At 48.5% G+C, this 14313-nt stretch carries 15 protein-coding genes; 4 read left to right on the forward strand and 11 right to left on the reverse strand.

The features are described 5' to 3' along the window. The first annotated feature begins 54 nt into the window (after positions 1 to 54). The 3 genes from P8O70_04380 to P8O70_04390 all read left to right on the forward strand — a co-directional run bounded on the left by P8O70_04380 (position 55) and on the right by P8O70_04390 (position 2625). Complete coding sequence (locus P8O70_04380; protein MDG2196118.1) at positions 55 to 1437, forward strand: aldehyde dehydrogenase family protein; 1383 nt, start codon at positions 55 to 57, stop codon at positions 1435 to 1437. Positions 1438 to 1441: 4 nt separating this feature from the next. Continuing rightward, positions 1442 to 2041 carry an aspartyl/asparaginyl beta-hydroxylase domain-containing protein gene (locus tag P8O70_04385; protein ID MDG2196119.1) on the forward strand — a complete coding sequence of 200 codons (600 nt, stop codon included), beginning with the start codon at positions 1442 to 1444 and terminating at the stop codon, positions 2039 to 2041. Between the two features lie 68 nt (positions 2042 to 2109). Beyond that, a complete protein-coding gene (locus P8O70_04390; GenBank protein ID MDG2196120.1) occupies positions 2110 to 2625 on the forward strand; it encodes a hypothetical protein in 516 nt (171 codons plus the stop codon). A gap of 22 nt (positions 2626 to 2647) precedes the next feature. Here the strand turns inward: P8O70_04390 and P8O70_04395 are convergent, their stop codons facing one another. The 7 genes from P8O70_04395 to P8O70_04425 all read right to left on the reverse strand — a co-directional run bounded on the left by P8O70_04395 (position 2648) and on the right by P8O70_04425 (position 9820). Further along, positions 2648 to 3547 (reverse strand): protein phosphatase 2C domain-containing protein, encoded by a 900-nt coding sequence (locus P8O70_04395; protein ID MDG2196121.1) that lies wholly within the window; start codon positions 3545 to 3547, stop codon positions 2648 to 2650. A gap of 69 nt (positions 3548 to 3616) precedes the next feature. After that, complete coding sequence (locus P8O70_04400; GenBank protein ID MDG2196122.1) at positions 3617 to 5263, reverse strand: iron ABC transporter permease; 1647 nt, start codon at positions 5261 to 5263, stop codon at positions 3617 to 3619. Then, positions 5263 to 6339 carry an ABC transporter ATP-binding protein gene (locus tag P8O70_04405; GenBank protein ID MDG2196123.1) on the reverse strand — a complete coding sequence of 359 codons (1077 nt, stop codon included), beginning with the start codon at positions 6337 to 6339 and terminating at the stop codon, positions 5263 to 5265. The genes P8O70_04400 and P8O70_04405 overlap by 1 nt, the downstream gene beginning before the upstream one ends. Positions 6340 to 6361: 22 nt before the next feature. Beyond that, the gene (locus tag P8O70_04410) at positions 6362 to 7357 is read right to left on the reverse strand and encodes an extracellular solute-binding protein (GenBank protein MDG2196124.1); all 996 of its coding nucleotides are present in this window, start codon (positions 7355 to 7357) and stop codon (positions 6362 to 6364) included. A 168-nt stretch (positions 7358 to 7525) separates the two neighbouring features. After that, positions 7526 to 8131, reverse strand: coding sequence for an SOS response-associated peptidase (locus P8O70_04415; protein ID MDG2196125.1), 606 nt, complete (start codon positions 8129 to 8131; stop codon positions 7526 to 7528). A gap of 11 nt (positions 8132 to 8142) precedes the next feature. Next, a complete protein-coding gene (locus P8O70_04420) occupies positions 8143 to 8880 on the reverse strand; it encodes an HAD family hydrolase (protein MDG2196126.1) in 738 nt (245 codons plus the stop codon). A gap of 28 nt (positions 8881 to 8908) precedes the next feature. Continuing rightward, positions 8909 to 9820, reverse strand: a complete 912-nt coding sequence (locus P8O70_04425; GenBank protein MDG2196127.1) for a dihydrodipicolinate synthase family protein — start codon at positions 9818 to 9820, stop codon at positions 8909 to 8911. A gap of 149 nt (positions 9821 to 9969) precedes the next feature. Between P8O70_04425 and P8O70_04430 the strand changes: the two genes are divergently transcribed. Next, entirely contained in the window at positions 9970 to 10200 is a 231-nt protein-coding gene (locus tag P8O70_04430) for a hypothetical protein (protein ID MDG2196128.1), read from the forward strand. Position 10201: 1 nt separating this feature from the next. Here the strand turns inward: P8O70_04430 and P8O70_04435 are convergent, their stop codons facing one another. From P8O70_04435 to P8O70_04450, 4 genes are read right to left on the reverse strand one after another with little or no spacing between them, the layout of a single operon-like run. Then, entirely contained in the window at positions 10202 to 11371 is a 1170-nt protein-coding gene (locus P8O70_04435; GenBank protein ID MDG2196129.1) for an aminotransferase class V-fold PLP-dependent enzyme, read from the reverse strand. A 14-nt stretch (positions 11372 to 11385) separates the two neighbouring features. Next, on the reverse strand, positions 11386 to 12387 hold the full coding sequence (locus P8O70_04440) for an ATP-binding cassette domain-containing protein (GenBank protein MDG2196130.1): 1002 nt from the start codon (positions 12385 to 12387) through the stop codon (positions 11386 to 11388). 3 nt (positions 12388 to 12390) lie between these two features. Further along, positions 12391 to 13362, reverse strand: a complete 972-nt coding sequence (locus P8O70_04445) for an ABC transporter ATP-binding protein (protein ID MDG2196131.1) — start codon at positions 13360 to 13362, stop codon at positions 12391 to 12393. Positions 13363 to 13364: 2 nt separating this feature from the next. Next, positions 13365 to 14240, reverse strand: coding sequence for an ABC transporter permease (locus P8O70_04450; GenBank protein ID MDG2196132.1), 876 nt, complete (start codon positions 14238 to 14240; stop codon positions 13365 to 13367). Between the last annotated feature and the right edge of the window lie 73 nt (positions 14241 to 14313).

A 14313-nucleotide genomic window follows, 5' to 3' on the forward strand; every position in this document is an offset into this window, starting at 1 on the left:
CAGTGAATTTGTAAAAGTTCAGCTCTACTCCGAGGCCCAAAAAAAATCTAGCTCATGAATTCCATCACTAAATCCAATTACGACCAGATTCTAGATAAAGCAGCAGCCATTCAGCGCAAGTGGAGAAAAATTCCAGCTCCGAGAAGAGGTGAATTGCTACGGGTCTTTGGCAATCAATTGCGCGAATCTCAAGAAGGCATTGCCCATTGCATCATGACCGATGCCAAGAAAATCCAGGCAGAAGCCCTGGGAGAGGTGCAGGAGGCGATCGACATGTGTGACTTCGCCGTAGGGCTTTCGCGGCAACTCTATGGGCTGACGATTGCCAGTGAGCGTCCAGAACACAAGCTACAAGAAGCCTATCATCCGTTGGGAGTCATTGGAGTAATCACTGCGTTCAACTTCCCCTGTGCCGTCTGGTCCTGGAACCATTGTCTCGCAATAGTTTGTGGGAACAGCGTGGTCTGGAAAGCTTCTCCCAAGGCGTTGCATGTTACTGCCGCTTGTAAGCAGGCCTGGGATCAGACTGTGCAAAATTGTATGCCTGGGGAGGGATTTGAGGATCTGTTGCAGTTGGTCGAAGGGCATAAAGAGCAAGCGGAGTGGATGGCTGATGATGCGCGCATCAGCCTGCTGAGTGCGACGGGTTCAACGGGGATGGGCAAGGCGTTGGCTCCACGAGTTGCCACCCGTTTGGGTAAGGCGCTCTACGAGCTCGGGGGGAATAACGGGATGGTTGTCAGCCAACATGGCAACCTCGATCTGGCGGTTCGGGCAATTGTCTTTGGGGCGGTTGGTACAGCAGGGCAGCGCTGCACCACCTTGCGTCGCTTGATCGTACACGAGTCGGTTTATAATGAACTGCTGTCCAAGTTGAAGCCAGCCTATGCGAGCTTAGCTGTTGGAGATCAATTCAATGCAGAAACCCTGGTTGGGCCATTGATCGATGGGGCAGCCGTTGAAAGGATGCAGAATGCCTTGTCTTCTGCAAGAGCAAAAGAATATATCGTTCATGGTGGAGAGCACCTCGGAGATTGCCTGGTGCGTCCGGCCATCGTTGAAGTGACAGAACAGTGTGAGTTGGTACGGACCGAAACCTTTGCACCGATCCTCTATATGCTGAAGTATTCAGAGTTGACGGAGGCAATTCAGCTACACAATGGTGTTCCCCAGGGTCTGAGTTCCTGTATCTTTACAGACAACCTGCAGGAAGCTGAGACCTTCACCTCGGCAGTTGGTTCAGACTGTGGGATTGTCAACGTGAATATCGGCCCCAGTGGTGCAGAAATTGGTGGCGCTTTTGGAGGAGAAAAGGAGACAGGGGGAGGCCGCGAATCTGGTTCCGATGCTTGGAAGCAATACATGTGTCGTAGCACGATTACTATCAATTATGGAAAGTCACTTCCCTTGGCTCAAGGGATCAAGTTCGGAGATTGATGGTATGCCCAAAGGTTTCTATCGAGTGCCAGATGTGCAGTTCGATCTTCAGAAGATGCAGGAGGCCCTACAAGAGGTGGATTCCGGGGTGGCTCGGCAGTCTCCTCTTGGTGAACGAGACATCAACGCCATTTGCCTAACCCAGATTCCTGGTGATCCAAACTCAATCACGGGTGGGAATGTTCGCGGTTTGTTCTGGACCAAGCCTGATCATACTGGGGTTGAGGTGCAACGTGATGATCCGATTGATGAAGAGAAGTATTCGGAGTTCGTCAAATTGTTTGAGGATACCTACTTCAAGGAGATCTACGACACTTTGATCTCCCGCTACAAGTTGGGTCGAATCCGCCTGCTTTGGAAGCTCCCCCGCACCACTCTGAGTTGGCATCGTGATCCGGAGCCCAGACTTCATATCCCGATCATTACCAATCCTGGAGCCCACATGGTGATTGAAAAGGTCAACCATCACATGCCAGCAGACGGTTCCGTTTGGATCACGAACAATACTCGCTATCACAATGCCTTCAATGGTGGTGAAGAAGACCGAGTTCATTTGGTAGCGACTGTGCTGGATTGTGATCTGAGCATCTTCGATCAAAGTTGACGATCTCAGTGTTGTTGATGAGAGTGGGTGTAGATGAATTGGTTGACAGTTTCAAAGAAGTGAACGCTATGAAAGTTTTTCGAAGTGTTTCGCTGTGTATTGGGCTGGGACTCTTATCTTGGGCAAACTCTCTTTCAGCTCATGAGGCCTCGAAGATCAATGCGGAGAGCCTGTTGAGAAAATACTTTCGTAGCGAAATGTTGTCCTACACCAGTCGGGTGGAAAACCGCTGCAGACGAATTGGGCTCAATGTTGGAAATGTTGATCAAATCCTGGTGGAAGAAATTAAGAAGGCTGAGCTACAACCCTTGGCTGAGAAAATAGAAGTTTCTCTTCCAAGAATCTTGCTAGTGAGTGAGGTAAGCTGCCTTTCACAGTATCTTGGCAATACAGTCTTCTACCGTACAAGCGTTTCCTTCCAGTGGGAGGATGGTAAAGGTGCAAGTGGTCGGTTAACTTTGGGTCCTCCAGTGAGTGCGATGGGTTTGGGTGATGAGGTGCGCAAGCCCCTCAATTCTATCCGAAAGGCTGTTCGTGAAAAGATTCGTGATCTGCTGAATGCCCAGCGTCGTCAAGCTGAATGAAGCTTGGTTTTGTTGATCCAACTTAGGCGTACTGGACGATCAAGACCGAGCGATCGTCAGAAAACTCCGTACTAGTGGAACCCTTGATTGCGGGACAGCTGTCAATCTTACTTGGATCAATGGATTCGATTCGGGCAAACTCTCCCTCCCACGCTGCCACCGTCACTTCATCCGGTAAACTGAAATAGCCGTCTGTAAAGAGTTCAAGGCTCTTGATGGAAGCCTTTGAACGAGAAAAGCAAAGCATCCCCTCGCCAGCTAGGCTCTTTCCATTCAATGCAGCATAACCCATGGGAAGTTTCCCTTGATTGGCAAAGCGGTGCTGCGAAACCACTCCCTGTTTGAGAAAGCTCATTGCTTCTGCTGCTGTAGCGGGAAAATTGAGTTTGATGTGCTCTAACAGGTCTTGCTGTTGGGTAGCCGTCAATACTCCCTGCTCGAGAGCCCTGTCCAGTCCGTAGTACACCACCTGACGGGTTTGATATTCCAGTTCATCACCTTCCAAGCCCTGTTCACTCAAGAGTAGGAAGAGCGTCTGGCGCGTGAGAGTGGAGACGTGGTCAATTTGTTTGTGCAAGACTATCTCTTCCTGGCCATTCAGACGCACACCGCTATCCCCCAGCAGGAAAAAGAACAACTCTTCGCCAACATCCCAGGCAAGCACCATTGTGGTTGAGGGCGGTTTGCCTTCCGCTTGAAGTTGGCCTTCCGCAATTTTCTGTAACAAGACTACTTCCAGTTGCTCATTGACTTGATGAAGCAACTCTTCGTCTTGCACCAATTGTTGAGTTGCCCAAAGTCGACCGACAGCTTCGGCACAAGTCAATGCCGCAAAGCGTCCGCTGGTAATTCCGTCGAGCATTGTTTTGGTCGGATCAGTTGCCCCGTCAAACAAGGCATAGAGGCCCGGCAGGGTGAGCAATACATCCTCCCCTGGGGCTTCAAAAGATCGATACTTAGAACGGTTGAAACAGGAGATTTGCATGAATAATTAAAGAAAAGAGGCACCATCAGAACGGGAAACCTTCATCACCGTGAAGACACAGACTGCTGTGCTGACCAATAAAATTGTTGAGAGGGCAGCTGCAATACCAAATTCACCATCCAATACAGAGAGATAGACTCTTACCGGCATAGTCATAGTGGATGATGTGTAAAGGATCAAAGTTGACGATAGTTCATTAATTGCTGTGATAAAACTCATCATCCCACCAGCGATCAAGCCCGGTAGCATTAGGGGAAGTGTGATTTTGAGGAAGACCCTGGAGGGAGCCACACCAAGGCTGATAGCAGCCTCTTCAACTGATGGTTTAACCGTACGTAGGGTTGCTGAAGTGGAACGAACACCGTAGGGCAGACGGCGTATGAAAACGATCAGGACGATGATCAAAGCTGTTCCAACCAAATCTAAAGGCCAGGTATTGAAAGTGACGACAAAGCCAATTGCCATAACCACTCCTGGCACGATGTAGGGAACCATCAATAGGCTATCGAGTGATCCAGACCATACATTGCTTTTACGTACGATTACATAGGAAATGAATCCGCTGACCCCAACGATCAATACAACGGCCAAGGATGCAAAGATAAAGCTGTTTGCGACTGAATCATCAATCTCTCGCCAGACCCGTTCATAGCTACCCATCGCATAGCCACCGCTGAAGACAGGGCCCTTGGTGGCCAGGAAGGAAGTATGAATTACGATCAGGTTTGGAAGCATGCTGATCAGCACTACTAGATAGCAGAAACCTTGAATCAGGAGACCTTGTGTCCCTACTGGTTTCTGTTGCTCAATCTTTCGTGAAATCCCACTGACATAGCGCCGCTTTTTCATGAAATTACGCTGAGCGGTCACTACCAAAATAGAAATTATGGTTAGGATGATAGAGATTGTCACAGCTAATGAGGGAGTTCCTCCCATTTCAGTTGTGTATTGGTTATAAGCAATTGTGGAGAGAGTCCTAAAGTTTTTACCAATGATGGAAGGAGTCCCAAAATCCGCGATGCTCAAGACGAAGCAAAGAATTGCGCTAGTGCTAACTGCTGGAAATGCCAGGGGTAGAGTAATCCTAAGAAATCGTTCCCAGGTCTTATAGCCCAGGTTCTCCGCAGCCTCTTCATAGGATCGATTGATCGCACTTAGCGCCCCCTCCGTCATGATAAAAACAAAAGGGTAGTACTTGAAACTGAAGACAAGAACAATTCCTGGCAGGCCATAAATCAGAGGTGGATCAAGCCCTAGACTGCGAAGAAAATTAGTAATGGATCCATTCGCACCCAGCAGCATTATCCAAGCATAAGCCCCGATGAAAGGAGGGGAAACCAAAGCTAAGATTGCAAGTGTAGAGATAAAGGGTCGCCAGCGTACTCGATAACGTGACATGAAATACGCTAGAGGAATTCCCAACAAGCAGGCGCCAAGCATTCCAAGCATGCCAACTAACAGGGTGTTAGTTACTGCCGTAAGGTAGTAACGGTGGGAAAGAATCTTCAGGTAATGTTTGAGCGTCCATTCTCCTGTATCTGCATCAAGGAAACTAAGATGCAATACTTGAGATAGGGGCCAGAGGAGAAATATCGCAATTAGTGCTACGACACCGAGAAGGATCAGGTTCCAGAAGTCAAATAGACGCTTCATCAATTAACCAACATGCGTCTCCCCTCAGCATCGGGGTCAAAAAACTTTATTGCTCTCCAATCAAAGCTAATCCTGTGTTGTTGCTTGGTTTGTAAGAGAGAGGATTGTTCTCCTGCAGGGATAATAATCTTAAGTAAAAAATTACCAGAAACGTTTACACTGAGGTGATATTCACGTCCAAGAAAGTTGACTTCATCAAGTTCAACATCTAGCAGGAGATCGGTCTCAGAAACCTTTATTGGATCTAACTGAATTTGTTCAGGTCTGATGGAAGCTAGCCAGCCAGCGGCCCCTGTGTTTTGAAATGCTTCTGGTGGATTTTGACCAGAACAATTTTGGCTGAGCTTGCCTACTTCAATGAAGTTGTTTCCACCCACAAAAGAAGCTACAAAAAAATTTGCAGGGTTTTGGTACATCTCAATTGGTGAACCAGTTTGTTGAACCTGCCCTTCATTCAGCACGCAAATCAGGTCAGAAACTGCAAGAGCCTCTTCCTGATCGTGAGTAACATAAATTGTGGTGATACCGAGTTGTTTTTGGATTCTACGAATTTCGGACCGAAGTTCCTCACGAAGCTGGGCATCCAGATTCGATAGAGGTTCGTCCATTAGAATTACTCTCGGGCTCATAATCAACGACCGAGCCAAGCCAACTCTTTGCTGCTGACCTCCACTCAGTTCATGTGGCATTCTTTTACACAGTGACTCCAATTGAACAACCTGCAGGATGTCCATCATTCGCTTCTGATATTCCCTGTTGGGGAGCTTAAGACGCTTCAATCCGAAGCCAACATTGTCTTCCACATTCAAGTGAGGAAAGATGGCATAGTCCTGAAAAACCATGCCAATGTTTCGTTGATGTGGGGAGAGTGAGCGAATAGAAGCCCTGTCGATTTTTAAATCTCCAGAGTCAATATCATGGAAGCCTGCCAAAGCCCTCAGGAGTGTTGTTTTACCACATCCGCTTGGACCTAGCAGTGTAAAGAAGGCCCCACTGGGAATATCCAGTGAGACCTGATTTAGGGCTTGGAAGCTACCATATTTTTTTACAGCAGCTTCAACTGTAACTTGTGACAAGAAAAAGACTCGTAGGAAGTTCTCACTGAACGTCAAGCAAGGTGTCGCTCCAACGGCCCACCAGCTGTTTCTTGTTTTCTACTGCCCAAAGCAAGTCATATTCGATGGTCTTGATTTGGTTCAGCGGTGTGAGTTCCTTCACAGATTCGACATCAATCCGCACAGGTCGACGGCCAATTGCTGCAACAGAGCTTTGGGCGTCTTTGGAAATCATGTAATCCAAAAATTGTTTGCCGGCACTAGGGTTTGGCCCGTTGGCAACCAGAGCCATTGCGTCAGGAACCAGGGAAGTTCCATCAGAGGGGTAAACAATTTCTACTGGTCCGCCCCCTAGTTTGTAGCGTAAGGCTGCATCTTCTAGAGTGATCCCAACTGCAGCTTCTCCATCATTGACAAATCGTGGAACTGCACCAGAACTGTTCGAGAGAACCATATTGGCCATTATATTTTTGTAGGTATCCCAACCCTTATCGTTGTTCCCATAAATTTGTAGGACAGTAGCCAACTGGATGTAGGAAGAACCAGACTTATCTGCACGAGCGGAAGAAATTTTTCCTTTATAGGCAGACTTGGTTAGGTCAGACCAAGACTTAGGGACATCAGCTCCCTTCATCTGTTGATTGTTGACCAAGAAGACAGAGACGATCGCTGTAAAGGGTAACCAAGTTTGGCTTGGCCGAAGCTGTGGATTGATTTTATCATCATCCTTGGGTGTGTAGTTGACAAACAGTTCCTTGTTGAAATCCACTAACTCACCACCAACGCTCCAAATAACGTCTGCTGTTTGACGCCCTTTTTCAGCTCTCAAACGATTAAGCAATTCACCTGAACCAGCTTTAACAATTTCGACTTTAATGCCGGATTGTTTTTCAAAAGCTGGAACTAAGGTGTCAATCAGTTTCTGGGGAGCAGCAGTGTAAACCGCTACTGTCTCTGCTGCTATGGTATTGGCAGAGATGAGTGCTGTGAAAGCTGAGGCGTAGAAGAATATTTTTGAAAAGAACGAAGTGATCTTCATCGGAACTCCCTAATGAAAGAATAAACAAGGTCTTCAACTATATTTGCTGAAATAAGACCTATGATAGGACCGCATTACACTGGAGGAGCAGTAATCCAATTTCAAGGGAATTGTGACTTCTATTGATCACAAAAATCTGAAATTTGCCTTTATGAATTAAGCCCCATTTCAAAAAAGAGAGGGCTGTTGAACAGGAGCCAGCTCTTCTGGTTGCAAAGCCAAGGACAACAATGGAGCTCTGAGTAGTGGTTCCAGCGTTGGGAATGGTCTGTTCAACCAGTTTGAGACTTCAACAGGAGGAAGGAGCAGTGGCATGCGATGGTGAATCGGAGCGCATTGAGGAGTGGGCTGGGTGGTCAGAGTCACCAGACGATTGGTTGAATCCTTCTCTGCAAACCAGATAGCTGCCATGAATAGAGTAGATTCATCAGAGGCATGAAGGCGAAATTTCTGCTTCTGACCGCTCTCCAAGATCTTCCATTCATACCAGCCACTGCAGGGGATCACGCAACGTCGTGATCGAAACGCTTCACGAAATGTCATTTTAGTAGCAACAGTCTCGGCCTGGGCGTTGATCAGCAGTTGCTTGCTCCAGGAGGGTTGGATGCCCCACTGAAGACGGACCTGGGTGAAGCCTCGGGGCTCAGCCTGTAGAGTATCTACCTGTTGTGTGGGTCGTAGATCACGATTCTCTCTACTCTCCCATTCTACGCCAAAGCCTACCTTGACGGCATCAATGATTTTGTTCGGGAGAATATCAATCCGTCCACACATGGTCAGATACTTTAGAATGTGTTCAGTCTTAGTCGTTGCTGCCAGAGTTCCTCGTAGTACGGCAACGCCTGTTGCTCCAACTCAAGATACCGACCTGTCAACGTCTCTCCAAGGGGGCTGGGTGGACCGAATCCCTGGCTTGCCTGAACATTGTTGTACCAATAGGGGGCCCAGGGACCGTCATAGGGCTTTTCACCGGACTCCCAACTCAACATGGCATCGTAGTAAAGTAATCCAAGAGCAGTACAGATTTGAGGAAACACTAATTCAGGATTTGCCAGCATTTCATCACTGTCTACGATCAGTTTTGGTCCCTGAAAATGATTCAGTTGCTGCCATTGTTTGGCCTGTTCCACGATACCAATATCAGCCAACTGTGCTTGGGGCCAGACCTTGGCAAAAGATCGAATGACCTTGCGTGGATGACGAACCCAAAAAATATGGACTGCATCCTTGGCCCACTCCCAGGGCATCTCCACCATGTGGTGTGCCATGTTCTTCAGATACAGTTCACTGAAGCCTTGTTGACAAAATTGCTCAATTTTACAGATGCAATCTGTTGGAGTGTTAGGAAGTTGTGCAAGAATATCGACTCGGCCAGGGTGGTCAAGTCCTGTCCGTTGGAGATATGGTCCGTAGAAGGGTTCATCAATCACCGCACACCCTGGTCGCCGAGCAAAGCTGTACATCAGTGCTGTGCTGATATTGCGAGGACCGGAAATAGCGTGGATCAAACGGGTCTGTGTCATCTGATGGGAGTCAATAATTGGTCAGATCTCACTTCCCCCAATTCAAGGCCACTGGATTCAGAGGTCTCAAGATCTCTAACAAGCCAGCCTTAGTTTGTGGATGCAATGCCGGGATTGGATGTCGGCAGAAAGCAGATTGAATGACTCCGCCTTCCTCCATCAATACCTTGGTTGCCCGAAAGCCGCACTGACGATTCTCGAAGTTGATGGCAGGCAGCACTCTGGCGTAGGCTGAGGCAGCCTGATCTGCTTTCCCTGCAAGGAAGTGCTCAATCACAGGCTTGATTTGATCAGGGATCATGGCGGAGGTCATTGAGCCAGTAGCCCCAGCTTGGAGATCCGCCATCAGGGTAATGGCCTCTTCTCCATCAAAGGGCCCTTCAATCGCGACTCCTCCTTGTTCAATCAGTGCGCGCAACTTGTTGGCTGCCTGGGGGCACTCAATCTTGAAGAGCTTGACCATCTCAATCTCTCGAGCCATCCGAACCAGGAGGGGAACAGAAAGTTCAACCCCAGACAGTGGAGCGTCCTGAATCATAATTGGGATTCCCACTTCACCAACTTGAGCAAACTGCTCAAAGGTTTGATCTGGGGTTCCCTTGAGGAGTGCTCCGTGATAGGGAGGCATCATCATCACCATCGCTGCACCCAATTCCTTACTGAATTGAGCCCGTTGCAGCACAATGTGGGTGGCGTAATGGCTAATGGTAACAATGACGGGAACTCTCCCTGCGACATGTTCCAGGCTGAGTCGGCTCAATGCTTCTCTTTCTGCATCTGTGATCAGAAACTGTTCTGAGAAGTTTGCCAGGATACAGATGCCATCGACACCTTGATCGATCGTACAGTCCAGCACACGCTTCATTCCTTCGTAATCTACTTCCCCATTGGGATGAAAAGGAGTGGGGGCAACAGGCCAGATACCAGAATACTTGCTCATTTATGAACCTCAGTAGAGTAGTGTTGAAGGGAAACAGTTAATTTTGAAATGACTTATAATGGAAAAAAACCAGGAGGCTAGTCTAGTCTTTTATTAGCTGGAAGAACTTCCTGCATTCACCAGTTAACAGAATCAATCTCTAGAGGAGAATGGCGCAACTCAAAGTGGTTTATCAAGGGAAAGGGGCCAACCTTGTTGGCAAGGCTTGGCGTTATGGAGCAATGGGCGGAACCTGGGAAGAGGGACCTGTGGAGGGCCAAGTGATCGTCTCACTGCAGGTACAAGATCGCAATTACCAACTTTTGATATCTTTTCTGCAGGATGATCCCAATGTAGTTGAGATTCTGGACGGTCCACCAAAGTCTGCAGAGTCTTCATGAGCTAGTACAATAACTTCTTCAAGGCTTCAATTAAGCACTGTCCATCGGCTGGAGTGTTGTAGCCCTGGATCGAGATTCGGGCAATACAATGTTCCTTCCAGCGGAAGACAGGGATCTCGATTCGAAATTCATCGTAGAGATGGTTCTTGATGTTTACCACGTCACATTCTGGCAAAGGTAGGGAAACCATCTGCATGCCAGCCCTCAGTCCGGGCTCTACCAGTGGATTTAAGCCAGTGATGCCAGACCACTCCTCAGCAATCTGCCAAACCAATTGGTGACAGGCTTGTTTGACCTCGGCCCATTGATGCTTTTCCAAAAAGTCGATTGCTGCTGGAATTGCTAACAGTGGGGCCAAGTCCCGAGTTCCTTGGAATTCAAGTGAATCAATGAAACGAGAATTTCCTAGAGCACCCTCCTCTTCAGCATCTGGGTTCCAACCGTGGCTAACGACCAATGGTTCAATCAGATGTTGTACGCGAGGTTGGACATGCAGAAAAGCAGACCCTTTCGGAGTAAGCATCCACTTGTGACAGTTGCCGGAGTAAAAGTCAGCATCCAGTGCATCTAACTTTAGAGGGATGTGACCCGGAGCATGAGCACCATCGATGACCGTCCAGATGCCTCGCTCCTTAGCTCGCTGAATCAACTCTTCAATCGGAAAGGCAAGGGCTGTGGCGGAGGTCAAATGGCTGAGAAAGAGAACCTTGGTTCGAGGTGTGACCTTTGACCAGATAGCTTCCGTAAATTCGGTGGCAGAAGCCAGCGGGAGAGGAACTTCGACATGAATATACTTGGCGCCTGTCTTGCGAGCAATGAAGGTCCAAGTTTTTTCAAGCGCACCATATTCGTGGTCTGTCGTCAGGACTTCATCCCCTTCCTTCAGAGGTAGTGAGCGAGCGACGATGTTTAGCCCCGTAGTGGCATTGGTCACTCCTACAAGATTGTTCGGATGTGAACCGACAAAATTCCCAAGGTGTTCCCGCACATTCCGAATTAACTTTAAGCTTCTTCTGTTCTGATCCAAGAACTCGACTGGTTGCTTTTCGAGCTCCAGTTGCCAATACTGATAGTTTTCAAAAATAGCACGTGGACAGGCCCCAAAAGATCCGTGGTTCAGAAAGACGACATCGTCTCTCAACAGGAAGTGCTTGCGTAGTCCAAGAGCCATAAAGTTTTTAGTGATCAGGTGTAAAGGTGGCAGGCAGTCCAATGACCGGGCTTCGCTTCTGCAAACAGTGGGGCCTTGGTGGAGCAATCAATTTTTTTGTTTCCCAAAACCTCATTTCTACGGGGGCAACGAGTGCAGAAGGCACATCCTTTGGGAGGATTTTCTGGGCTGGGCACTTCTCCTTCGAGCAGTACTCGGTTGGCTTCACGTTCACGTTCTTTTTCAGGATCAGGAATGGGAATTGCGGCAAGCAGAGACTGCGTATAAGGGTGCAGCGGATCTTCATAGATCGTGTTGCTGTCTGTCAATTCCATTACCTTGCCCAGGTACATTACGGCCATCCGATCACTGATGTGCCGAACCACTGCCAGATCATGCGCAATGAAGAGGTAAGTCAGTTTCAGTTGTTGCTGGAGGTTGCGCATCAGGTTGATGATCTGGGCCTGTATCGAAACGTCCAAGGCGGAGATAGGTTCATCGGCCACAATGAAATCAGGTTGTGCCGCAAGAGCTCGAGCGATTCCAATCCGTTGCCGCTGTCCACCAGAGAACTCATGTGGATAACGGTCGGCAAACTCCCTGGCCAGACCCACCATCTCCAGTATTTTCTCAACTTCAGAACGGATCGCAGAGCGGGGATGCAATTGATGGATGTACATTGGTTCGCCAATGATGTCGGCGATTTTCATCCTCGGATTCAGCGAGGCATAAGGATCTTGATAGATCATCTGAAAGCGATTGCGCATCTTGCGCAAGGCCTTTCCCTCCAACTGCACCAAATCTGTTCCGCGATATTGAACAGTGCCTGCTGTGGGCTTGTAGAGTTGCAAAATACTGCGACCTAAGGTGCTTTTACCGCACCCGCTCTCGCCGACAAGTCCGAGTGTCTCCCCTTCAAAAACGTCCAGACTCACATTGTCGACCGCTTTGACCACTCGTTGAGGCCCCTTGAGGAATCCCGAAGCTTGACCAAAGTGCATTGACAAATTTTTCACTTGGACGAGTGGTTCAGTCATGGTTCACAATTTCCCTGCATGATGACACCAAACCTTGTGAGTGGTCGAGATAGATTGCTTCTTAGGAGGAGTCTGGCATTGCTCTGTTTGGTATAAACAGCGCTCGAGAAAAGGACAGGAAGTGGGGTAGTGAATCAGATTGGGTGGAAGTCCTTCAATTGCTTCGAGAGGTTTTTCAGAACGAGTGTCTAGCCTTGGCAAAGAATTCAGGAGTCCTTTGCTGTAAGGATGCTGCGGCGTTTTGAAGAGTTGATCAACAGGGGCAAACTCCACAATTTTTCCTGCATACATTACGGCGACTCGATCTGCCAGACCGGCAACGATCCCCAGATCATGTGTGATCCAGATCACGGACATCCCAATCTCTCGACACAGTCTCTTGACCAGATCAATAATCTGGGCCTGAATGGTCACATCTAACGCGGTTGTTGGTTCATCGGCAATCAAAACAGATGGCTCACAAGCGAGTCCAGCAGCAATCATGATTCGTTGTCGCATACCCCCAGAAAATTGATGGGGGTAATGGCGATAACGTTTCTCTGCTTCAGGGATGCCTACCAGTTCTAACAGTTCAATCGCCCTACCTTTAGCGACCTTTTCTGAAATTCCCTGATGTTCAATGATCGATTCCTGGATTTGATCGCCGATTCGCAAGACAGGATTCAGGGAAGTCATTGGATCCTGAAAAACCATAGCAATTCGATTTCCCCGCATCTCTCGCATCTCTGCATCACTCAACTGGAGGAGATCTCGACCTTCAAAGTGAACACTCCCTTGGACTTCGCAATCACGATCTGGAATCAGACGCAGCAGCGAGAGTACGCCAACACTCTTGCCCGAACCACTTTCGCCAACGATCGCCAGAATCTCCTGTTTCCCCAGGCTGTAACTGATTCCATTGACAGCCTGCACAACACCATCTGGTGTGGGGAAGTGAACGTAGAGATCTTCGACTTCTAACAGGGCCTCATCCATATTCACACCCGAATCTTTTGTTTGGGGTCCAGTGCATCTCGTAAGCCGTCTCCCAGAAAGGAAAAGCCCAGCATGGTTAGAGCAATGGCTAACGTGGGCAATAATGCGAGATGCCAATAGACCCGAACATAGGCATTGCTGGCCCCAACCATTTTCCCCCAGCTCGCAATTGGATCGTTGACACCCAATCCTAAAAAACTCAGTCCAGCTTCCGCAAAAATCGCCGTTGGGATCCCTAAGCTAATGGCAATCAGTATTGGACTCATGGCGTTAGGTATTAGATGTCGGAAGAGGATGCGCCATTCCGATGCACCGATGCCTCGAGCAGCAGTACAGTATTCCTGTTCGCGTAGCGTCAAGACCTGGGCCCGGGTGATGCGGGCAATGACAATCCAACTGCTGATGCTCAGAGCAACGATGATAGTCAGCATCCCTCCACCTAGGACGGAAATGATCAGGATGGTGAAGAGCAAGGCAGGAAAGGCAGTCATGATGTCAATGATTCTTGAAATCACAAAGTCGAAGGCTCCCCCAAAATAGCCTGCTAATGCTCCAATCGGTAGCCCGATCAACAGTGCGATCATCTGCACAGAGAGGCTGACCATCATTGAAGTGCGTGCTCCGTAAATCAGACGACTCAGATAGTCACGACCGACTTCATCAGTACCTAGTGGATGCTCTGGGTGATCAAAAGGCATCAGCAACACCCGATCAAAGTAGACTCGGTCGTAAGCAAAGGGTGAGAGCAGATCCGCAAAGAGTGCTAAGAACAGAATAAATCCCACAAGAAACAAGCCGATCAAAGCTAATCTGTTCTGGGAAAAACGCCGAATGGCATCTTTCAGAAAGCTACGTCTGGTTGTTGTAGAGTTACTCAAGGGTGGATTTAGGAAAGCGATTTTGCGCCTAGACGAACCCGTGGGTCAATCATGGTGTAGGCGATGTCTGTCA

The organism is SAR324 cluster bacterium, from assembly GCA_029245725.1.
Classification (GTDB): Bacteria; SAR324; SAR324; order SAR324; family NAC60-12; genus JCVI-SCAAA005.

Coding starts and splice junctions, on each gene's coding strand:
- P8O70_04410 (MDG2196124.1), bottom strand. CDS start 7,357: ATGAAGATCACTTCGTTCTTTTCAAAAATATTCTTCTACGCCTCAGCT.
- P8O70_04390 (MDG2196120.1), top strand. CDS start 2,110: ATGAAAGTTTTTCGAAGTGTTTCGCTGTGTATTGGGCTGGGACTCTTA.
- P8O70_04445 (MDG2196131.1), bottom strand. CDS start 13,362: ATGGATGAGGCCCTGTTAGAAGTCGAAGATCTCTACGTTCACTTCCCC.
- P8O70_04425 (MDG2196127.1), bottom strand. CDS start 9,820: ATGAGCAAGTATTCTGGTATCTGGCCTGTTGCCCCCACTCCTTTTCAT.
- P8O70_04420 (MDG2196126.1), bottom strand. CDS start 8,880: ATGACACAGACCCGTTTGATCCACGCTATTTCCGGTCCTCGCAATATC.
- P8O70_04380 (MDG2196118.1), top strand. CDS start 55: ATGAATTCCATCACTAAATCCAATTACGACCAGATTCTAGATAAAGCA.
- P8O70_04440 (MDG2196130.1), bottom strand. CDS start 12,387: ATGACTGAACCACTCGTCCAAGTGAAAAATTTGTCAATGCACTTTGGT.
- P8O70_04385 (MDG2196119.1), top strand. CDS start 1,442: ATGCCCAAAGGTTTCTATCGAGTGCCAGATGTGCAGTTCGATCTTCAG.
- P8O70_04430 (MDG2196128.1), top strand. CDS start 9,970: ATGGCGCAACTCAAAGTGGTTTATCAAGGGAAAGGGGCCAACCTTGTT.
- P8O70_04415 (MDG2196125.1), bottom strand. CDS start 8,131: ATGTGTGGACGGATTGATATTCTCCCGAACAAAATCATTGATGCCGTC.
- P8O70_04435 (MDG2196129.1), bottom strand. CDS start 11,371: ATGGCTCTTGGACTACGCAAGCACTTCCTGTTGAGAGACGATGTCGTC.
- P8O70_04400 (MDG2196122.1), bottom strand. CDS start 5,263: ATGAAGCGTCTATTTGACTTCTGGAACCTGATCCTTCTCGGTGTCGTA.